Annotated in this window: 23 protein-coding genes and 1 other annotated feature; of the genes, 21 read left to right on the top strand and 2 right to left on the bottom strand. The window is 42.9% G+C overall.

The window, feature by feature from the left end; translation table 11 throughout:
* Positions 1–6 precede the first annotated feature (6 nt).
* The 17 genes from BK049_RS14765 (at position 7) to pheA (ending at position 13,030) form a co-directional block, all read left to right on the top strand.
* Positions 7–1,023, top strand: coding sequence for an SPOR domain-containing protein (locus tag BK049_RS14765; RefSeq protein ID WP_071168847.1), 1,017 nt, complete (start codon positions 7–9; stop codon positions 1,021–1,023).
* 177 nt (positions 1,024–1,200) lie between these two features.
* Positions 1,201–1,770, top strand: coding sequence for a Maf family protein (locus BK049_RS14770; RefSeq protein WP_008357924.1), 570 nt, complete (start codon positions 1,201–1,203; stop codon positions 1,768–1,770).
* 48 nt (positions 1,771–1,818) lie between these two features.
* On the top strand, positions 1,819–2,493 hold the full coding sequence (gene radC, locus BK049_RS14775; protein ID WP_034738900.1) for a RadC family protein: 675 nt from the start codon (positions 1,819–1,821) through the stop codon (positions 2,491–2,493).
* Positions 2,494–2,583: 90 nt separating this feature from the next.
* Complete coding sequence (locus tag BK049_RS14780) at positions 2,584–3,606, top strand: rod shape-determining protein (RefSeq protein ID WP_008357919.1); 1,023 nt, start codon at positions 2,584–2,586, stop codon at positions 3,604–3,606.
* A gap of 17 nt (positions 3,607–3,623) precedes the next feature.
* Complete coding sequence (mreC, locus tag BK049_RS14785; protein ID WP_008357916.1) at positions 3,624–4,523, top strand: rod shape-determining protein MreC; 900 nt, start codon at positions 3,624–3,626, stop codon at positions 4,521–4,523.
* Positions 4,520–5,038 (top strand): rod shape-determining protein MreD, encoded by a 519-nt coding sequence (gene mreD, locus BK049_RS14790; RefSeq protein WP_008357915.1) that lies wholly within the window; start codon positions 4,520–4,522, stop codon positions 5,036–5,038. Before mreC ends, mreD begins: the two co-directional genes overlap by 4 nt.
* Positions 5,039–5,092: 54 nt before the next feature.
* A complete protein-coding gene (gene minC, locus BK049_RS14795; RefSeq protein WP_071168848.1) occupies positions 5,093–5,776 on the top strand; it encodes a septum site-determining protein MinC in 684 nt (227 codons plus the stop codon).
* 2 nt (positions 5,777–5,778) lie between these two features.
* Positions 5,779–6,582, top strand: coding sequence for a septum site-determining protein MinD (gene minD / locus BK049_RS14800; RefSeq protein WP_008357911.1), 804 nt, complete (start codon positions 5,779–5,781; stop codon positions 6,580–6,582).
* 109 nt (positions 6,583–6,691) lie between these two features.
* Entirely contained in the window at positions 6,692–7,483 is a 792-nt protein-coding gene (locus tag BK049_RS14805) for a M23 family metallopeptidase (protein ID WP_008357909.1), read from the top strand.
* A complete protein-coding gene (locus BK049_RS14810) occupies positions 7,476–8,345 on the top strand; it encodes a M50 family metallopeptidase (RefSeq protein ID WP_071168849.1) in 870 nt (289 codons plus the stop codon). The genes BK049_RS14805 and BK049_RS14810 overlap by 8 nt, the downstream gene beginning before the upstream one ends.
* Positions 8,346–8,411: 66 nt before the next feature.
* Positions 8,412–8,484 (top strand) — a sequence feature (ribosomal protein L21 leader region).
* 12 nt (positions 8,485–8,496) lie between these two features.
* Positions 8,497–8,805: a 50S ribosomal protein L21 gene (gene rplU / locus BK049_RS14815; RefSeq protein ID WP_008357905.1), complete on the top strand. Its 309-nt coding sequence runs from the start codon at positions 8,497–8,499 to the stop codon at positions 8,803–8,805.
* A 14-nt stretch (positions 8,806–8,819) separates the two neighbouring features.
* Complete coding sequence (locus tag BK049_RS14820; RefSeq protein ID WP_008357903.1) at positions 8,820–9,158, top strand: ribosomal-processing cysteine protease Prp; 339 nt, start codon at positions 8,820–8,822, stop codon at positions 9,156–9,158.
* Positions 9,159–9,170: 12 nt separating this feature from the next.
* Positions 9,171–9,455 (top strand): 50S ribosomal protein L27, encoded by a 285-nt coding sequence (gene rpmA, locus BK049_RS14825; protein ID WP_003216586.1) that lies wholly within the window; start codon positions 9,171–9,173, stop codon positions 9,453–9,455.
* Positions 9,456–9,732: 277 nt separating this feature from the next.
* Positions 9,733–10,326 carry a sporulation initiation phosphotransferase B gene (locus tag BK049_RS14830; protein WP_008357900.1) on the top strand — a complete coding sequence of 198 codons (594 nt, stop codon included), beginning with the start codon at positions 9,733–9,735 and terminating at the stop codon, positions 10,324–10,326.
* Between the two features lie 21 nt (positions 10,327–10,347).
* A complete protein-coding gene (obgE, locus tag BK049_RS14835) occupies positions 10,348–11,634 on the top strand; it encodes a GTPase ObgE (protein ID WP_071168850.1) in 1,287 nt (428 codons plus the stop codon).
* Between the two features lie 55 nt (positions 11,635–11,689).
* Positions 11,690–12,133, top strand: a complete 444-nt coding sequence (locus BK049_RS14840; protein WP_008342790.1) for an ACT domain-containing protein — start codon at positions 11,690–11,692, stop codon at positions 12,131–12,133.
* Positions 12,134–12,151: 18 nt separating this feature from the next.
* Positions 12,152–13,030 carry a prephenate dehydratase gene (pheA, locus tag BK049_RS14845; protein ID WP_008357894.1) on the top strand — a complete coding sequence of 293 codons (879 nt, stop codon included), beginning with the start codon at positions 12,152–12,154 and terminating at the stop codon, positions 13,028–13,030.
* 23 nt (positions 13,031–13,053) lie between these two features.
* Here the strand turns inward: pheA and BK049_RS19650 are convergent, their stop codons facing one another.
* Together BK049_RS19650 and BK049_RS14855 are read right to left on the bottom strand one after the other, a co-directional pair.
* Entirely contained in the window at positions 13,054–13,593 is a 540-nt protein-coding gene (locus tag BK049_RS19650) for a transcription repressor NadR (protein WP_071168851.1), read from the bottom strand.
* 3 nt (positions 13,594–13,596) lie between these two features.
* Positions 13,597–14,745, bottom strand: coding sequence for an IscS subfamily cysteine desulfurase (locus tag BK049_RS14855; protein ID WP_071168852.1), 1,149 nt, complete (start codon positions 14,743–14,745; stop codon positions 13,597–13,599).
* 92 nt (positions 14,746–14,837) lie between these two features.
* On the opposite strand from BK049_RS14855, the gene nadB reads away from it, so the two are divergent.
* The 4 genes from nadB (at position 14,838) to safA (ending at position 19,651) form a co-directional block, all read left to right on the top strand.
* Positions 14,838–16,409 carry an L-aspartate oxidase gene (nadB, locus tag BK049_RS14860; protein WP_083381134.1) on the top strand — a complete coding sequence of 524 codons (1,572 nt, stop codon included), beginning with the start codon at positions 14,838–14,840 and terminating at the stop codon, positions 16,407–16,409.
* Complete coding sequence (gene nadC / locus BK049_RS14865; RefSeq protein WP_008361019.1) at positions 16,391–17,254, top strand: carboxylating nicotinate-nucleotide diphosphorylase; 864 nt, start codon at positions 16,391–16,393, stop codon at positions 17,252–17,254. Before nadB ends, nadC begins: the two co-directional genes overlap by 19 nt.
* Positions 17,241–18,350: a quinolinate synthase NadA gene (nadA, locus tag BK049_RS14870; RefSeq protein ID WP_071168854.1), complete on the top strand. Its 1,110-nt coding sequence runs from the start codon at positions 17,241–17,243 to the stop codon at positions 18,348–18,350. The genes nadC and nadA overlap by 14 nt, the downstream gene beginning before the upstream one ends.
* 131 nt (positions 18,351–18,481) lie before the next feature.
* Positions 18,482–19,651, top strand: a complete 1,170-nt coding sequence (gene safA, locus BK049_RS14875) for a SafA/ExsA family spore coat assembly protein (RefSeq protein ID WP_008361014.1) — start codon at positions 18,482–18,484, stop codon at positions 19,649–19,651.
* Positions 19,652–19,779: the final 128 nt, after the last annotated feature.

Below are 19,779 nucleotides of genomic sequence, written 5' to 3' on the forward strand. Positions count from 1 at the left end.
CGGGGAATGACAGTGAAAAAAAGGCAGGCAAAAAAACAAGGGTTAAAGGTTAATATTAATGGCAAGGAAGAAATGCTTCATGAAGATGATCATCAGCCTCAAAAACAGCAAGAGGATCATGTAACGTTTTCGAACTGGGAGGAAAAGAGGCAATCGGAACAGGAGGCAGCAGCTTCCCAGGAAGAACCGTCTAAACCGAAGGAAGAAGATTTCCAGTGGGACGATGCAGCTGATCATATTTATCACTCTGATCCAAAGGTTGTCACGCCTTATCAAAAGAAAAAAGGCTCATTTGATCAGAAGTTCAGTAAAAATCGGGGTCCCTTCAAAAGAGTGATGACAACGATTGTGTTTGCAGTGGTTCTTGGGACAGGCCTCGGTGTGTTTGCACTAAGTTTAAGTCAAAATGGTTCAGCCAATCCGTCAGACGGAGATCATATCAGCGTCTCAGCATCTGGAAGCGAGCCTTCGATGAAAGCAGGAGGAGAGACGCCGCCGGCTGATACTACAGATGAATCAAAAGACAATAAAGATGAAAAAAGTGTCTCTGGCAGCTTTTCAACCTTTGTCGTACAGGCTGGAAAGTTTTCTTCTGAAAAAGGAGCAGATGACTTAGTTGGCAGTTTAAAAGAGGCAGGATATGCAGGTAAAAAGGTATCAATGGATGATGGATATTATGTGATTGCCGGGCTTGCCACAGAACAAGGCATGACAAGCGCTGTTGGGAAAAAGTTGATCGATCAGCACTTTGAAGCATGGGGAGGGAAGGAGCTCTCGTTTCAAGTGCCGGATGAGCTGACTAGTTTAATAGAAAAGGCATCTGTCTTATCTTCAAAGGTCATTGCAGGGGATGATGTAGATCAAAAGGAAGTCACGCAGCTGATTTCTGAGCTGGAAAATGCAAAAACAACTGATGCATCAGCCAAGAGCAGTTTGCTGAAAGCAGTTCAGCTCTTAAATAACCCATCTGCTGAAAATGGGTGGAAATCTCAGCAAGCCCTGCTTGATCAATTAAATACGTAAAATCATTTTTTAATCAACTAAACTAGTCAAAAAATGACTAGTTTTTTTCTTTTCCTTCCAACATAATGATGAATGAACATGAAAAATGATTTTTCATCAATTGTCGGTAAGATGTACATTTGATAGGATGAATGGGTATCTTACTTCTTAGGCTATACCCTGAAAGGATGAACAAACATGAACCAATTGATTCTCGCATCTCAATCACCTAGAAGAAAAGAATTGCTTGATTTAGCAGGGTTTTCATATGACATTCAAGCAAGTCAATTAAAAGAAGAAATAAATCGAAACCTTTCTCCTGCTGAGAACGTCCAATGGTTGGCAGAACAAAAAGCAAATGATATTCAAAAAATACATCCCAACGCTGTGATCATTGGCGCAGATACAATTGTTGCAATGGACGGCAAATGCCTTGGAAAACCAAAAGGCAAGGAAGAAGCGGCTTCAATGCTTCAATTATTGTCAGGTAAGGCACATCAAGTCTTGACGGGTGTTACGATTCAATCAGAAAATAGAAAAGAAACCTTTTATGAGCAGACAGAAGTGACATTTTGGCCGCTTACGCAAAATGAAATAGACCGCTATATCGAAACAGGCGAACCTCTTGATAAAGCTGGAAGCTACGGCATTCAAGGGAAAGGTGCCCTGTTTGTACAAAAAATAGACGGTGATTATTTTTCCGTTGTAGGACTCCCTATTGCCAAAACAGTTAGAGTGCTTGAAACATTTGGAATCACCCCTTTTTGATGACGGGAAGGAATCTAAAAAGGAGTGTTTATCTTGAGTCATTTCCCTATGTTGCTGAAGCATTTTCCTCATGATGAAAAGCCGCGAGAACGATTTATCAAATATGGTCCAAGTAGTTTATCAAACCATGAACTTGTCGCAATCCTGTTGAGAACAGGCACAAAAAAGGAATCGGTTCTTCAAGTTTCTGCAAGGCTTCTGCAAACATTTGGCGGTCTTCGTACTGTGAAGGGAGCTTCAATTGAAGAACTGTCAAAGATTCGCGGAGTTGGAAAAGCGAAGGCGATCTCTCTTTTAGCTGCTTTAGAACTAGGCACAAGATTACACCATCAAACGACGGACAACCGTTATGTGATTCGCACGCCAGAAGATGGGGCGAACTTTGTGATGGAAGATATGAGATTTTTGACGCAAGAAAATTTCGTTTGTCTTTATCTTAATACGAAAAATCAGGTTCTTCATAAACATACTGTGTTTATTGGAAGTTTGAATTCGTCGATTGTTCATCCGCGTGAAATTTTTAAAGAGGCCTTTAAACGTTCGGCCGCTTCATTTATCTGTGTGCACAACCATCCATCTGGAGACCCGACACCTAGTAGGGAAGATATTGAAGTGACAAAGAGACTTTTTGAATGTGGAAAGCTGATTGGAATCCAGTTGCTTGATCATCTTGTGATAGGTGATCAAAAATTTGTGAGTTTGAAGGAAAAAGGGTATTTGTAACACTTTTTTTTTCAATGTTTTACGATATAATAGAGTTTATGAGTTTTTCCCTAAAGGGAATTTTGGTTTAAGAAAGGAAGATACATACATATGTTTGGAATTGGTACAAAAGACCTTGGAATAGATCTTGGAACAGCGAATACGCTTGTTTTTATTAAAGGAAAAGGCATTGTTGTGAGAGAACCTTCGGTCGTAGCTTTGGAAACCGATACGAAGTCTATAGTGGCGGTCGGAAATGACGCTAGAAATATGATTGGCCGTACACCAGGTAATGTGGTGGCGCTCCGTCCAATGAAAGACGGTGTCATTGCAGATTATGAGACGACAGCAACAATGATGAAATACTACATTAATCAAGCATTAAAAAACAAAGGACTATTTGCTCGTAAACCTTATGTGATGGTATGTGTACCATCCGGTATTACAGCTGTAGAAGAGCGCGCAGTCATTGATGCAACAAGACAAGCTGGTGCACGTGATGCATACCCAATTGAAGAGCCATTTGCTGCGGCGATTGGTGCGAACCTGCCTGTATGGGAGCCAACAGGGAGTATGGTTGTGGATATTGGCGGCGGTACAACAGAAGTAGCGATTATTTCACTTGGCGGCATTGTGACATCTCAATCCATCCGTGTTGCAGGGGATGAAATGGATGATGCGATCAGTAGTTATATCCGTAAAACGTATAATCTAATGATTGGTGATCGTACTTCAGAAGCGATAAAAATGGAAATCGGTTCAGCGCAGCCAGATGTGCATGATGAGATGGACATTCGCGGACGTGACCTTTTAACAGGTCTGCCAAAAACAATCTCTATTACGGCGGAAGAGATTGCAAAAGCGCTTCGCGATACAGTGGAAACAATTGTCGATGCGGTAAAAATGACGCTTGAAAAAACCCCGCCTGAGCTGGCAGCAGATATTATGGACCGTGGAATCGTTTTAACAGGCGGCGGTGCATTGCTGCGTAATCTTGATAAAGTCATTAGTGATGAAACGAAAATGCCAGTCATTATTGCTGAAGACCCACTTGACTGTGTGGCGATCGGAACAGGGAAAGCACTAGAACATATTCACTTGTTCAAAGGAAAATCAAAAGATAATCGGGCGTAAATAAAGAGGTGTAAGACATGCCGCAGTTTTTTATGAATAAAAGATTAATGTTGCTCCTTGTCTGCGTCATCGTGCTGGTGGCCATGATTGGTTTTTCAGTGAAAAGCGGAAGAGGTGCTTCATGGCCGGAAAAATTAGTGGGGGATACGACAGGCTTTTTTCAAGGTGTCTTTCATAAACCATCACAATTTATTGCCGGTATTTATGAAAATGTACAAGATTTAAAGAACACATACGATGAAAACGAGCGTCTTCGAAAAAAACTTGATGGACAAACCCAATATGAGGCGAAACTTCAAGAACTAGAAGATGAGAACAAAAAGCTTCGCAAGCAGCTCGGATATGTAAACTCTATTCGTGACTACACGCCGATCCTTTCAACAGTCATCGCAAGAAATCCCTCCCTTTGGGATAGCTTTGTGATGATCGATAAAGGCAAAAAACAAGGCGTTGAAAAAGATATGGCGGTCACAAATGAGAGTGGTGCGTTAATTGGAAAAATTGAAAGTGATAAGCTCAACAATTTTACTTCGACTGTAAGGTTGCTAAGCTCTACAGACCAAAATAATAGAATTTCAACGAAAATTTTTGCGAAAAAGGGCAAAGAAGAACTCAATGGAATTATTAACGGCTATGACAGCAAGAAAAAAATGCTGACAATGAACATTTTAAAATCCGATGCTGATGGGGATGTCAAAAAAGGAGATCTTGTTGAAACATCTGGAGCAGGGGGCGTATTCCCGCAGGGCTTGACGATTGGAAAGGTGAGTGAAATCGAGCCTGACCATTACGGACTGACAAAAATTATTTATGTAGAACCAGCTGCTGAACTCAATAATTTAGACCATGTGATTGTTGTGAATCGCAGTACAAGTACGGCAGATGCATCTCAATTAACGAAGGAGGAAGGCTCGTGAAACGTGTCCTTCTTGCTTTCGTCATGTTGTTTATTTTCGTATTTGACAGTATTTTTGTTGATTTAGTGAGGCTCCCATTTGTTTCAGAGGATCAAATTTTAGCACCTCATTTCATCTTACTCGCGCTTGTATTTTTGACAGCTTTTGTGAATCAAAAATACGGTGTGATTTACGGATTTATCTTTGGACTTTTATATGATATTTCGTATACAGGTATTCTTGGTGTTCATATGTTTGGCTTTGGTGCGCTCTGCTATTTGCTGGCGAAAGCCTTCAAAGTGCTTCAGACGAATATTTTAGTCGTTGTCTTTCTGTCAATTATTGCTGTTGCAGTGATGGAGTTTTATGTGTACGGCGTTCAAGCGACGATTCAACCAGGGATCATGCCGTTTAATACGTATGTGATCGAACGCTTTATTCCAACGATTCTTTTAAATACTGCTGCGTCTCTCATACTTGTTGTGCCGCTTAGGCTCTTTTTCATCAATGTGAAACAAGGACTGGTCGACGAATAAAAGCAGGAGTTTGTCCAATTACGGCGAAATGAGTATGTTGTTGAGGTGAGCATCTTGAAAACTCAAAAACAGCAATATGTGACAATAAAAGGTACAAAAAACGGATTAACACTACAGTTAAATGACGACTGTTCGTTTGAAGACCTTCTTTCTGGCCTGCGAGAGGTTCTTTTACTTGAGCAATATACAGATGGAAGAGAAGGACATAAAGTCAATGTGCATATTAAACTTGGTTTTCGGTATTTAACCGAGGATCAGGAGGCGCGTTTGACTGAAGCGGTGTCTGCAAATGAACATCTCGTCATTCACTCTATTGAAAGTGACGTCATGTCAACTGAAGAGGCGAGACGGTTAAAAGCAGAGGCCGAGATCACCTCTGTAGCAAAAATTGTACGCTCTGGACAGGTGCTGCATGTCGAAGGAGATCTTCTATTAATAGGGGATGTAAATCCTGGCGGAACCATTCGCGCAGGGGGGAATATCTTTGTGCTTGGTGCGTTAAAAGGTGTAGCACATGCTGGATGTAATGGAAACAAACAAGCTGTCATTGCGGCATCTCATATGATTCCAACCCAGCTTCGCATCGCACAAGTGTTTAACCGTGCACCAGATCAAAAAGAAGATGGAAATGAAATGGAATGTGCTTATTTAGATATAGATGGCAATATGATCATTGAACGCCTGCAGCAATTGGCTCATATAAGACCTAATCTGACAAGGCTTGAGGGAGGAATGTGAAATTGGGCGAGGCTATTGTGATTACCTCAGGAAAAGGCGGCGTTGGCAAAACAACAACATCTGCAAACTTAGGCACAGCACTAGCAATTCAAGGAAAAAAAGTGTGTCTAGTTGATACCGACATTGGCCTTCGGAATTTGGATGTCGTGATGGGGCTTGAAAACCGCATTATTTATGATCTAGTCGATGTAGTAGAAGGAAGATGCAAAATTCACCAAGCGCTTGTGAAAGATAAGCGTTTCGAGGATCTTTTGTATCTTTTACCCGCTGCTCAAACAAGCGATAAAACGGCTGTAGAGCCGGAGCAGATCAAAGAATTAATTCAATCATTGAAACAAGACTTTGATTATGTTGTCATTGATTGCCCTGCTGGAATTGAGCAAGGCTTTAAAAATGCTGTATCAGGTGCTGACAAAGCGATTGTGGTCACGACACCTGAAATCTCAGCTGTGAGAGATGCAGACCGAATTATCGGCTTGCTGGAGCAAGAAGATATTGAACCGCCTCGTTTGATTGTGAATCGCATTCGTACACACATGGCGAAAAATGGCGACTCAATGGATGTGGATGAAGTGGTCCATCATTTATCGATTGATCTTCTCGGCATTGTAGCAGATGATGATGATGTCATTAAGGCTTCCAACAATGGTGAACCGATTGTCATGGATGCCAAAAATAAAGTCTCGATTGCGTATCGCAATATTGCTCGCCGCGTACTAGGTGAATCTGTTCCGCTTCAATCATTTGAAGATGACAACAAAGGAATGTTTGCAAAGCTGAAAGCATTTTTCGGTGTAAGAGCATAATCATTCACGTGAGATCAGACCGATTCTTTTTGAATCGGTCTTTTTGTTGCATATCACATGAGGTCGTCACATAAAATGTACAAACTGTTTGTATGTAAAGGGTGATCTCATGAAAAGAGTGGACGAGTATCGAAAAAAAATAGCGCAGCGCCGCAAAACGAAGCAGCCGGCTGCTGCTCCTAAGAAGGCGGCTTCCAAGAAAAAAGGAGATATACCGCCATGGGTCATGTTAACGGAAGAAGAAAAGCATTCTGGGTCAGCTTCCTACGAGTCGACGTCTCATCAGTCAAAAAAATATCGTCATCCACTATTTAACCCCAATACTTTTGTGCTTAAATGTTTACTTTCTGCGTCGCTTGTTTTGATTGCAGCTATTTCATTTAAAGGTCAGGCAGGTCCTTTTCAGCAGCTGAAGCCGGTGATTAGTCAAACCTTTGAACAAGATTTTCAATTTGCCGCCGCCAACCGGTGGTTTGAGAAGACAATTGGGAACCCGCTTGCCTTTTTAACCGAGAAAAAGGATGGTCAAAAGGACGTACAAGCCAATCAAGAATTGGCTGTGCCTGCTTCTGGAAAAGTACAGGAATCATTCACACAAAATGGTGCAGGTGTCAAAGTGGAAACATCCGCAGAAGCCATTGATAGTATGAAAGAAGGCTATGTTGTAGAGGTGAAAAAGAAAAGCGACACAGGGCTCACAGTGGTGGTGCAGCATGCAGATAACAGCTACAGCTGGTACGGTCAACTAAAGGAAGCCGATGTGGCCCTATACGATTTTGTCGATAAAGGTGAAAAAATTGGCCGAATTTCGCTAGATGAACAAGGGAAAGGGACGTACTACTTCGCCATTAAGCAAAACGAACAGTTTATTGATCCCATTCAGGTGATGACCTTTGAATAGATGGCTGCTCATGCTGACAAAGGTTCACATCCATCCGCTTCTTTGGATTGTGATGGCGTTTGCCATTCTATCAGGTCAAATTAAGCCGCTGCTTTGTCTGCTCATTATCGTCTGTGTCCATGAACTTGGACATGCAGCGGCTGCTTGCTATTATCATTGGCGCATTCGGCGGATATTTTTACTTCCATTTGGCGGAGCGGTAGAAGTAGAAGAACATGGGAACCGTCCGCTAAAAGAAGAGCTGGCGGTGATTTTATGCGGACCGCTTCAGCATGTGCTGCTCCAGCTTATGGCGTGGCTTTTCATGCAAGCTTCTTTTATTTCTCAAGACGTCTTTACGATGTTCACCTTTTTCAATATGGCGATTTTTCTTGTCAACCTTTTACCTATTTGGCCGCTCGATGGCGGAAAATTATTTTTTTTGCTCTTATCTGTTTTTTACCCTTTCCAGCGCGCACATGCCCTTGCGATAAAAGGCTCACTTGTCTTTTTCGGTCTTTTGACAGCAGGGCTGATCTGTTTTGCTCCGCTGCAATTCAACGGCTGGGTCCTGCTCACTTTTTTAGCCTATTCCCTTGTGATGGAACACCGGCAGCGGCATTACGTCAGGGTACGCTTTTTACTAGAGCGGTATTACGGCAAAAAAGAGCAAAAGGTAGAGAAACTCATTCCGCTGAGAGCCAGTGCTGAGGAGAAAATATACGAGGTCATGTCACGATTCCAAAGGGGTTGTAAGCACCCCATTATTATCGAACGAAATGGTGTGAAAATGAGCCAGCTCGATGAAAATGAATTGCTCCATGCCTATTTTTCAGATCGAAGAACGACCTCCTCGATGGAAGAGCTTCTTTTACCGTACTAATGGTGAAAATACATTGACATTCTGCGTCTAGTTTGATATATTTTTTAATGTTATGGATATGTAGCACCCGTGCTACAACCGCGCGGAGCAGGTGTAAAGTGCCTATGGCCCCCTGTATTCGGCGAGTCTGAGTTTATTAGGAGGTGCAGAGATGTACGCAATTATTGAAACTGGTGGTAAACAAATCAAAGTTGAAGAAGGCCAAACTGTTTATGTTGAAAAACTAGCTGCTGATGCAGGTGAAACAGTTACTTTCGAAAACGTATTGTTTGTCGGCGGAGACACTGTCAAAGTGGGTAACCCTTCAGTCGCTGGAGCAACAGTAACGGCTAAAGTTGAAAAACAAGGTCGCGGTAAGAAAATTACTGTGTTCAAGTATAAACCGAAGAAAAACAACCACAAAAAACAAGGTCATCGTCAACCTTACACTAAAGTTGTTATCGAAAAAATCAACGCTTAAGGCGTGTGAGTGATATGATCAAAGCAACCATTACTCGGTCGCCAGCAGATGAGAGCATTACGTCTTTTCAGATGACTGGACATGCCGAGTTTGCTGAAAAAGGTCAGGATCTCGTTTGTGCAGGTGTATCTGCAGTTGTTTTCGGTTCAGTCAATTCAATTATTGCACTGACAGGAATTGATCCACTGCTTGATATTGGAGATGAAGGCGGATATTTCTCTTTTGAATTACCAGCTGATACAGATCCAGTCACCTTTGAAAAAGCCCAGCTGCTTTTAGAAGGCATGGTCGTTTCCTTAGAGACAATCGAACGAGATTATCACGATTATGTGAGAATATCTACAAAAAAATAGGAGGTGAACTTCATGCTTAGATTAGATCTTCAATTTTTCGCATCTAAAAAAGGGGTAGGTTCTACAAAGAACGGACGTGACTCTGAGTCTAAACGTTTAGGCGCTAAACGTGCGGATGGTCAATTCGTAACTGGTGGTTCTATCCTTTATCGTCAACGTGGAACGAAAATCTATCCAGGTGAAAACGTTGGACGCGGAGGCGACGACACTCTTTTCGCTAAAATCGACGGAACAGTTAAATTCGAACGTTTCGGTCGTGACCGTAAAAAAGTGAGCGTATATCCTGCGGCACAATAATTGCTAAAAACTCCGGTCATTGACTGGAGTTTTTTTCACTGTTCAGGGAGCTTTTGCGCTTTTTACAAGTGGTACCGAAGATGATAAAAGAAGATGCACTCCATAAATATCAGAGTACGTTTGCTGACTTTGCCTCATTTTCTCCTATACGATCAGAAAAAACAACCTTTCCTCACATAACTAGTGTTTTTCTAAGCTGTCTTCTCTGTTATAATTCAGGGAGACATAGTGATGATAAGACTCCTAAAAGAGAGACCAAACGATTGGGAGTGCGATAATGGAAGAGATACCAAGTAAACAAACTGAAAAATTAACTCACGTTGCATTAACAAATGAATTGATTTATCTACTTAGTCGCTCAAGACACGACTGGATGAATAAATTGCAGTTAATCAAAGGCAACTTGACATTAGAAAAATATGACCGAGTGTTCGAAATAATAGAAGAAATGGTCATTGAAGCACAGCATGAATCCAAACTCTCAAATTTAAAAATTCCCCAATTGGCCTATTACTTTCTAACATTTAATTGGGAGTCGCATTTTATCACCCTAGAATATGAAGTGCTTGGTGAAACCCGAGACTTATCAGCATATGAATCGCAGCTGCTAACGGTATCACGGGAGTTGTTTTCGATATTCGATCAATCAGTTTGCCAAAAAACTGAAAATCATTTAACGGTCACGTTCCAAACAGATCATGATGAGAATGATGTGGTCTTATATTTTGATTTCAAAGGAAAATTAACAAGTTTGGATGCGTTAAATGCGTTTCATGACGCAAACTATCCATGTATGAGTATAACGCAATTTCATGTGACCTCTCATGAGTCCATGATTGAGCTTTGTTTGAGGCAAGAACGAGATATGTGATGCAGAGAAACGGAGGAAGTTATGTTTGTAGATCAGGTTAAAGTGTATGTTAAAGGCGGTGACGGCGGAAACGGTATGGTAGCGTTCCGTCGTGAAAAATATGTGCCAAAAGGCGGTCCAGCAGGCGGCGACGGCGGAAATGGTGCAGATGTTGTATTTGAGGTGGACGAAGGACTCAGAACGTTGATGGACTTTCGTTATAAACGTCATTTCAAGGCGGATCGCGGCGAGCACGGGATGAGTAAAAACCAGCATGGCCGTAATGCGGAAGAAATGGTCGTCAAAGTTCCACCTGGTACAGTGGTAACAGATGCAGAAACGGGACAAGTACTTGCTGACTTAACAGAGCATGGGCAGCGGGCAGTCATTGCAAAAGGTGGACGAGGCGGACGTGGAAATACACGCTTTGCAACACCTGCAAACCCTGCACCACAGCTTTCTGAAAATGGTGAACCGGGTAAAGAACGTGACGTTATCCTGGAATTAAAAGTACTTGCAGATGTTGGACTCGTTGGTTTCCCAAGTGTCGGGAAGTCGACGCTGCTTTCCATTGTCTCTTCTGCGAAACCGAAAATTGCAGATTATCATTTTACAACGCTTGTGCCGAATCTTGGTGTTGTCGAGACGGATGATAACCGAAGCTTTGTCATGGCGGATCTGCCGGGACTAATTGAAGGCGCGCACCAAGGCGTTGGTTTAGGTCATCAATTTTTACGCCACATTGAGCGTACACGTGTCATTGTCCATGTCATTGATATGTCAGGACTTGAAGGACGTGACCCTTACGAAGATTATGTGACGATTAATGAAGAGCTTGAGCAGTACAATATGAGATTGACAGAGCGTCCACAAATCATTGTGGCTAACAAAATGGACATGCCAGATGCAGCTGACAATCTAGCAGCATTTAAAGAAAAACTAACGGATGACCATAAAGTGTTCCCAATTAGTGCGATCACAAGAGAAGGGCTTCGTGAGCTCTTATTTGAGATCGCCAATCAGCTTGAAACAACACCGGAATTCCCGCTCTACAATGAAGAGGAGCTGTCTGATAACCGCGTGATGTACAAGTTTGATGAAGGAGAAGCAGCATTTGAGATCTCAAGAGATCCTGATGGCACGTTTGTTTTAACGGGTAAAGCACTGGAGCGATTGTTTAAGATGACAGATTTCTCAAGAGACGAGTCAGTGAAACGATTCTCTAGACAGCTGCGCGGAATGGGTGTCGATGATGCCCTGCGTGAGCGTGGTGCGAAAGATGGCGACATCATTCGTCTGCTTGAATTTGAATTTGAATTTATTGATTGATCAAAAGGAGGGTCCAGTTCATGGGCTCTCCCGTTTTTAAAAGGGGAGAAAACAGGTGAAAGAAGAAACGTTCTATTTAGTAAGAGAGGATGTACTTCCAGATGCGATGCGAAAAACGCTTGAAGTCAAAAAGCTTCTCGATCGCAAAAAAGCGGATTCAGTTGCGGATGCTGTTCAGAAAGCGGATTTAAGCCGCAGTGCTTTTTATAAATACCGGGATGCTGTTTTTCCATTTTATACGATGGTGAAAGAGCAGATCATCACATTGTTTTTCCACCTAGAGGATCGGTCTGGGGCTCTGTCAAGGCTGCTGCAAATTGTGGCTGACTCTGGCTGTAATGTGTTATCCATTCACCAAACCATTCCGCTGCAAGGAAGAGCCAATGTCACCCTATCGATCAGTACGGCCGGCATGGCAGATGATATCAATACAGTCATGAATCAATTAAGAAAACTTGAATTTGTCGAAAAAGTTGAAATTCTCGGTTCTGGGGCGTAAAAGGAGAGATCATAGCAGATGAAGCAATTAACTGTAGGTTATTTTGGACCAGAGGCAACATTTACTCATTTGGCCGTATGTTCTTGCTTTCCAAAAGATGCAGTGCAGCGGGCTTATGCAACCATTCCGCAATGTATGGATGCTGTGTCAAAGGGCGAAGTAGATTTGGCGGTCGTTCCACTTGAAAATGCACTCGAAGGATCTGTAAACTTAACGATTGATTATTTAATCCATGAAGACGCACTGTCCATTGTTGGCGAAATGACAGCACCGATTCGCCAGCACCTGCTTGTCCATCCATCAAAAGCGGAGAGCTGGGAGACATTAGATGTGATTCAGTCACATCCGCACGCAATTGCGCAGTGTCATCAATTTTTGAAAAAGCAGTACCCTGATATTCCGCATAGACCGGTGGAATCAACAGGCTATGCAGCGAAATATATTAGTGAGCATCCCGATGAAGCTGTTGGTGCGATTGCCAATGAGATTGCCGCAAAAACGTACGGATTGGCCATTGCGAAAAAAGACATTCATGATTATCCGCACAATCACACACGCTTTGTTATTTTACATAAAGACCCTAAGGCATCGTTTCCAATGAATTCAGGCTTTTCTTCGAAGCCAAAAACAACCATTGTTGTCAGTCTGCCAAAGGATGACCAATCCGGTGCATTACACCGCGTGTTATCTGCTTTTTCTTGGCGGAATCTGAACTTGTCAAAAATTGAATCCCGTCCGACAAAAACGGGTCTTGGACACTATTTATTTATCATTGATATCGAAAAAGAGATGGATGATGTGCTTGTCCCTGGTGCGATTCAAGAATTAGAAGCGATTGGCTGCGAGGTCAAACTGCTTGGCAGCTATCAAACATATGAATTAACGAATGAAAAATAGTGTCCTGATGGGGACACTATTTTTTAGTCTTTAATGAGAAATCCAGCGTCATCAAGCGCTTGAATGGCTTGGTCAAGCTGCTTTTGGCTGTAGGAAGTAAGGGTATGTAAGTGTACGCCATCTGTCAGCTCTGACAAGTAGGAGGCGCCCGTATTAGCAATATGACGAACGAAGTCAGCCACTTGTTTGCGCGTACTCACTCGAATAGAGGCCGTCAGCTCCCCGTAGACAGGATGCTCAATGATCACGTCTTTCACCGTTACACCGTAGTCGACAATCAGTGTCAGCTCCTCTTCTGTACGATGAGGGTCGTGCTTACAGGCAATAATCTGTTGGATTTCAGTTTCTGGTGTATGCTGCGCCATATACACATAGCCTTGACTTGTGGCAATAATGGGTTCGTTTTTTGCTTTTAGTAATGAAATATCTTGTACAATGACTTGTCGTGAGACAGCGGCTTTTTTAGCTAAAAAGCTTCCGGTAAGCGGTGTATCTGTTTCTTTCAGCCACTCTAAAATGGCGGATCTTCTCTCTTCGCCAATGAGTTTTTTCTCTTGCTCCACGTTTTATGCTCCTTTCTTCTCCTTTTGCAAGCTCTCAAATGTATGCAAAAGCTGGTCGATGTCATCTTTTGATGATCCTCGTCCAAATGATATTCGAATGAATTGAAGGGCATCACGATCTGATACATGCAATGCCTTCACAGCTGGGGAAGGATGATGATAACCAGAAGCACATGCGCTTCCAGTCGATATACAAACCCCGTTTCGGTTACATGCTAACATTACATATTGTCCTTCAAACCCTTCAAAAAAACAACCAATAATATGAGGCAGAATGCGGCGCTTTCCACTGCCTTGCAGCGTACGGACAGGCAGCTGTCGTTTTTTTAGCTGCTGAAGAAAATAATCACGAAGCTGACCATCGAGCTGCTGCTGCTCCTCGATCTGAAGCATTATTTGTTCGCTCGCGGCAACAAAAGCACCAATAGAAGGAACGTTCACAGTCCCTGGGCGTAGGCCGTTTTCCTGCACTGCCCCTTCATATAAAGGCTTCCAAGGGACATGTGTGTCCAAATAGACAGCGCCTGTACCCTTAGGTGCATACACTTTATGACTGGAAATAGAGATCGCATCCACCCCAAGTTCCTTCACGGACACACGAATTTTCCCAAATGTTTGCACTGCATCTGTATGAAAAAGAACCTGTCTTTCTTTTAAAAGAGCCGCTAATTCAGCCAAAGGCTGGATAATTCCTGTTTCTGAGTTGGCATGCTGGATGGATACGAGTCCTGTTTCAGGCAATAAAGCTTGTTTGAGAATTTCCGCTGTGATGATCCCTTCTTGGTTCGGTTCGATAATCGTGACCTTCACACCGAGGCGCTGCATGGCATTGACCGCATGATGAACGGAAGGGTGCTCTACTGATGTTGTGATGACATGCCGTTTATGCGGCGGAAGTCCATTCATGATGGATTGAATCGCAAGGATATTGGATTCAGTTCCTCCACTTGTAAAGTAAATGCCGCCGGGTTCGCCCTCTAAGATTGTCGCAAGTGATTGTCTGCTGTAAGTCAATATGTCATTTGCTCTTCCGCCTGCATCATGAAGGCTGCTTGCATTCCCGTAGCACTCTTTGCTCAGCTGCTGGAATACATGTAGCGCTTCGTCAGAAACAGGTGTAGAGGCTGCATAATCTAAATAGATCAAACCCATCCAACTCCCGTATAAAAATTTTTTCTTGTATTTATTGTAGTGTTGTGTAATGATATGTGTCAAGACAGGTGTAAATGACAGGAGGGGAGATTGTGTCATCAATCAAAAAAGTCATTGTGGTGGGATCAGGCATTGCGGCTCTTTCCTTTGCGAATACCATCTCAGACAACTGCCAAGTCATCATCATGACAAAAAAACAATTTTCCTCTAGTAATTCTATGCTTGCACAAGGAGGAATCGCTGCTGCTTTTTCAGCACACGATTCTGTCGATCAGCATGTGCAAGACACACTAGCTGCCGGCTGTGATCACAATGATGACAAAACCGTAGAAGAGATCGTACGGCTTGGAAAAAACCTTGTGGATCAGCTTGTAGAAGAAGGCTGTCCATTTGATCGAAATGAAGCGGGAATGCCGCAGTTAGGTAAAGAGGGAGCACATACTTTTCATCGCATTCTGCATGCAGGAGGAGATCAAACAGGTAAAACCCTTGTGCAGTTTTTGAAAGGCAAGCATGGCTCACATATCCATGTATACGAAAACCATCATGTCATTGATCTATTAATTCATGAAGGGACATGTATTGGTGTTGTGTGGAAAGACGAGGAGGGACACGTACATACAATGACCGCAGATGCAGTGGTGTTATCCACTGGCGGCTGTGGCTCATTATATGAGATAAACACAAATGACCCTTCTGTGACAGGAGATGGGCTAATGATGGCCTATCGAGTCGGCGCACAATTAGTGGATTTAGAATTTGTCCAATTCCATCCGACCCTTCTGACGATTGCTGGTAAAGCAGTCGGTCTCGTATCAGAGGCAGTCAGGGGAGAGGGTGCCTATTTAGAAGATGAATCGGGCAGACGGATCATGAAAGGTATTCACCCACTTGGTGATTTAGCTCCTAGAGATGTCGTGGCAAGAACCATTTTCCATGAGCAGCAGCTAGGTCATTCTATTGATCTCAACATACAGGATATTCCGCATTTTTCTGCACGGTTTCCAGCGATTGATGCGATGTGTCAGCGTGCTGGAGTCGATACGGCAAGCGGCCGGCTGCCTGTTTCACCCGGTATGCACTTTTTAATGGGCGGAATCAAGGTCAATGAACATGGAGAAACAACAGTTCCATCGCTTTTTGCCATCGGTGAAGCGGCCTGTACAGGTTTACACGGCGCCAATCGATTGGCAAGTAATTCTCTTTTGGAAGGTCTCGTTTTAGGCAGCAAAGCGGCTCGGCGTATCGAGCAATTGGCCGTTCACCAAGAAACCATCCCATCTCTTTCAATACAAGAAATATGGTCTGTCCCGGCTATGTCAGAGGCTCAGCTCAGACAATGGATGACAGCATATGCCGCCATTGTGAGAGATGAAAAAGGCTTACAGACCTTGCTTCATGAATTAGAACATGTCTCTTTTCAGCAAACTAATGTGAAGAATATCACAAATGAGCAAATCGAATTAAGCAATCAATGGGCATTAGCCAGTTGCATTGCCAAATCGGCATTACTCCGGACAGAAAGCAGGGGCGGTCATTATCGCAAGGATTATCCAAAGCGCCATGATGCTTTGTGGCAGGGGAAACAGATAGTACATGAACAAGGGCAAATTCACATCATCAAAAATGAAAGGATTGGTGCCAAATGGAACGTTTACAGTTAAAACAGATGCTTACACATTTTTTAACAGAAGATATTGGCTTTGGAGATGTATCCGCTGATGCCATCTTTGAAGATAAGAAAGGAACAGCTTACATCATTGCGAAACAATCCGGCGTATTGGCAGGATCACAAGTCATTGAGATGGGATACGAGCTTTTGAATGAACAGATTGAAACTGTGCTGTTTTTTCAGGAAGGCGATTGGATTCATAAAGGGGCTGTACTGGCAGAAATAAGCGGCCCTGTCAACGACCTGCTAAAAGGGGAACGGGTTATTTTGAATATACTTCAGAGAATGACAGGTATCGCAACTCTCACTCATGAAGCAGTAGAGCGATTAGCTGATCCATCTATTACGATTTGTGATACGAGAAAGACGACACCCGGTTTGCGCATGTTAGAGAAATACGCAGTGAAAGTCGGAGGCGGAAAGAATCATCGCTTCGGCTTATCAGATGGTGTGATGATTAAAGATAATCATATTGCCGCATGTGGCTCTATCCGTGAAGCTGTAGAGAAAGCTAGAGCATACGCCGGTCATATGGTGAAAATTGAAGTGGAAATTGAATCCGAAGCACAGCTACTGGAAGCCATTGACGCCAAAGCAGATGTCATCATGTTTGATAACTGCTCTCCGGATGAAGTGAAACGGTTTAAACAGATGACACCTGAAACCATTTTGACAGAGGCATCAGGTGGCATCACGTTAGAGACGCTACCAAGCTACCGGGGGACAGGTGTAGACCTTATTTCACTTGGCTTTCTGACACATTCTGCTCCATCATTTGATTTTAGTATGAATATGGAATTCAGTCATAAAGGGGGAACGACTCATGTCCATGCTTGATGTATTTGCGGCACAACACACAACGATGATGCCAGATGAATATAAGCACCGCTCTTATGAAGAAATGAAGCAGCGTGTGTTAGACATTAAACGAAATTTTGGATCAAAGCTTTTTATACCGGGTCATCATTATCAAAAGGATGAGGTGATCCAGTTTGCAGATGCCACAGGTGATTCATTGCAGCTGGCGCAAATCGCAGCTGATAATCAAGAGGCAGAATACATTGTGTTCTGCGGCGTTCATTTTATGGCGGAAACGGCAGATATGCTGTCAAAAAAGAATCAGCATGTCATATTGCCAGATATGAGAGCAGGCTGTTCAATGGCAGATATGGCGAACATGAAACAAACAGACAGCGCATGGGATCAGCTCACTGACCTGTTTGGCGATACGATACTCCCGCTTACTTATGTAAACTCAACAGCTGATATTAAAGCATTTGTCGGCAAGCATGGCGGGGCGACTGTCACTTCTTCAAATGCTAAAAAAGTACTGGAGTGGGCGCTCACGCAAAAAGAGCGGATTCTTTTTCTCCCTGACCAGCATTTAGGGCGTAATACGGCCTATGATTTAGGGATTCCGCTAGAAGAAATGGCTGTCTGGGATCAAATAGAAGAAAAGCTCATCACTGATCATCCGCTTCATCGGATCAAAATGATTTTATGGAAAGGGCACTGCTCCGTTCATGAGAAATTTACCATTCGGAATATTGAAGAAACGCGAAAAAGAGATCGTGACATTCAAATCCTTGTCCATCCAGAGTGCATGCATGAGGTGGTAAAGGCTTCTGATCTAGCTGGTTCAACAAAATTTATTATTGACACAATCAAGCAGGCGCCAGCAGGAAGCAAGTGGGCCATAGGGACAGAAATGAATTTAGTGAAACGCATCATAGACCAGCATCCTGACAAACAAATTGAATCACTCAACCCAGATATGTGTCCATGTTTAACCATGAACCGTATTGATCTGCCTCATTTGTTATGGGCACTAGAAAGCATTGAAAAGGGTGAGCCTGTCGGTTTGATTCAGGTCAATGAAGACATGACCAAAGACGCTTTGCTTGCATTAAATAAAATGCTCACCATTCAATAATGAATCAGCCCCTCCTATGAGAAAACAAGTTTTTATCATATTGGCTTGTAAATAGGCATAAATTTATGTTGAAACATATTGTACTTCTGACATAACCGCTACGTTCACGTTTTGCATAGGAGGGGAAAACGTTGAAAATTCATATTGTGCAAAAAGGAGACTCCCTTTGGAAAATTTCAAAGAAGTACGGAGTCGACTTTCAAGAATTGAAAAAACTTAATTCACAGCTCAGTAATCCAGATTTGATCATGCCTGGAATGAAAATCAAAATTCCATCTAGTGGTGTTCCCGTGAAAACCGATCATCACAAAGCAAAAGAAATGCCAAAAGCGAAAGAACACCCGTATGTAAAAGAAAAGCCAAAGGATGTCGTGCAAGTTCAAGATACGAAGCCGAAGGAAAAGCCAAATGAACCAGTACCTTATGTGCCGCCAGTTCCAAAGATCGAGCAGCCAGTTTTTCCGCAAGTCGATGTGAACTATTATCAGACCAATCTCTACCAGCCATTCTCGCCTCCTCCCAAAAAAGAACATCATGAGAAAAAAGATCACGTACATGAGAAAAAGGACCACAAAGATCACAAGGATCATTTTCATCATGAAAATAAGGGTCATTTAAAAGAAGACGTGGCAAAGGGATATGATCCATTCATTCATATTCCACATCAAAAAGAGGAGGGAAAAGATATGGAGCATAGCAATTACCCAAACCTTCCTAATTTCCCGCAAATGCCGAATGTTGGAGGGGCAGCCGTAGGAGGGATGGCTGAAAATAAAGAGCATCAGCATCAGCATCATCATGATCCATATGATCCTTATTATGGTCATGGTCATTACATGCCGGCGATGTATCCATACCCGCAGCAAATGGTGCCGGCTTCTCCTATTTTACCGGGATCTGGTCTTTGTTATCCGGTTCAGCCGTATTATCATCATCATATGATGCCGTATCCTTACCCAGCTCAGCCGTATTATCCTGCGTATCAAGCGCCAGCCTATTACGGTGAAAATCATGAGCATCATGCAAACGACGGGCATCACTGGCACCACCATATGCATCCAAATGCAGGCGCAAATGCGAACGCCAATCAAGGCTTTTATCCAAACGCTTCAAATGAAGCATATGGTAAGGAAGACTGCGGATGTGATGATGGCATGAAGCACCATCATCAGCCATGGCCTGGACATTATCCAACTCCTGTTCCTTATGGTCAAATGGGCGCTTATCCAGCTCAGCCTTACATGCAGCCGTATCCTAATCAATCTGTATTCGCAAGACCAGAAGAAGACGAAGAAGATTAATGACAGAAGGGACGATCTCAATCGTTCCTTTTTTTGCTTATAAATGACAGCTTGTTTTTCTCCTTAACTGTACATCCTAAAACAGAGCCTGTTTCGTGCTCATAAGATTCAATTTGTACAGGGGGTTT

The sequence above is a fragment of the Bacillus xiamenensis genome, from assembly GCF_001857925.1.
Classification (GTDB): Bacteria; Bacillota; Bacilli; order Bacillales; family Bacillaceae; genus Bacillus; species Bacillus xiamenensis.

Coding starts and splice junctions, on each gene's coding strand:
- BK049_RS14765 (WP_071168847.1), top strand. CDS start 7: ATGACAGTGAAAAAAAGGCAGGCAAAAAAACAAGGGTTAAAGGTTAAT.
- BK049_RS14770 (WP_008357924.1), top strand. CDS start 1,201: ATGAACCAATTGATTCTCGCATCTCAATCACCTAGAAGAAAAGAATTG.
- radC (WP_034738900.1), top strand. CDS start 1,819: ATGTTGCTGAAGCATTTTCCTCATGATGAAAAGCCGCGAGAACGATTT.
- BK049_RS14780 (WP_008357919.1), top strand. CDS start 2,584: ATGTTTGGAATTGGTACAAAAGACCTTGGAATAGATCTTGGAACAGCG.
- mreC (WP_008357916.1), top strand. CDS start 3,624: ATGCCGCAGTTTTTTATGAATAAAAGATTAATGTTGCTCCTTGTCTGC.
- BK049_RS14805 (WP_008357909.1), top strand. CDS start 6,692: ATGAAAAGAGTGGACGAGTATCGAAAAAAAATAGCGCAGCGCCGCAAA.
- rplU (WP_008357905.1), top strand. CDS start 8,497: ATGTACGCAATTATTGAAACTGGTGGTAAACAAATCAAAGTTGAAGAA.
- BK049_RS14820 (WP_008357903.1), top strand. CDS start 8,820: ATGATCAAAGCAACCATTACTCGGTCGCCAGCAGATGAGAGCATTACG.
- rpmA (WP_003216586.1), top strand. CDS start 9,171: ATGCTTAGATTAGATCTTCAATTTTTCGCATCTAAAAAAGGGGTAGGT.
- BK049_RS14830 (WP_008357900.1), top strand. CDS start 9,733: ATGGAAGAGATACCAAGTAAACAAACTGAAAAATTAACTCACGTTGCA.
- obgE (WP_071168850.1), top strand. CDS start 10,348: ATGTTTGTAGATCAGGTTAAAGTGTATGTTAAAGGCGGTGACGGCGGA.
- pheA (WP_008357894.1), top strand. CDS start 12,152: ATGAAGCAATTAACTGTAGGTTATTTTGGACCAGAGGCAACATTTACT.
- BK049_RS14855 (WP_071168852.1), bottom strand. CDS start 14,745: ATGGGTTTGATCTATTTAGATTATGCAGCCTCTACACCTGTTTCTGAC.
- nadC (WP_008361019.1), top strand. CDS start 16,391: ATGGAACGTTTACAGTTAAAACAGATGCTTACACATTTTTTAACAGAA.
- nadA (WP_071168854.1), top strand. CDS start 17,241: ATGTCCATGCTTGATGTATTTGCGGCACAACACACAACGATGATGCCA.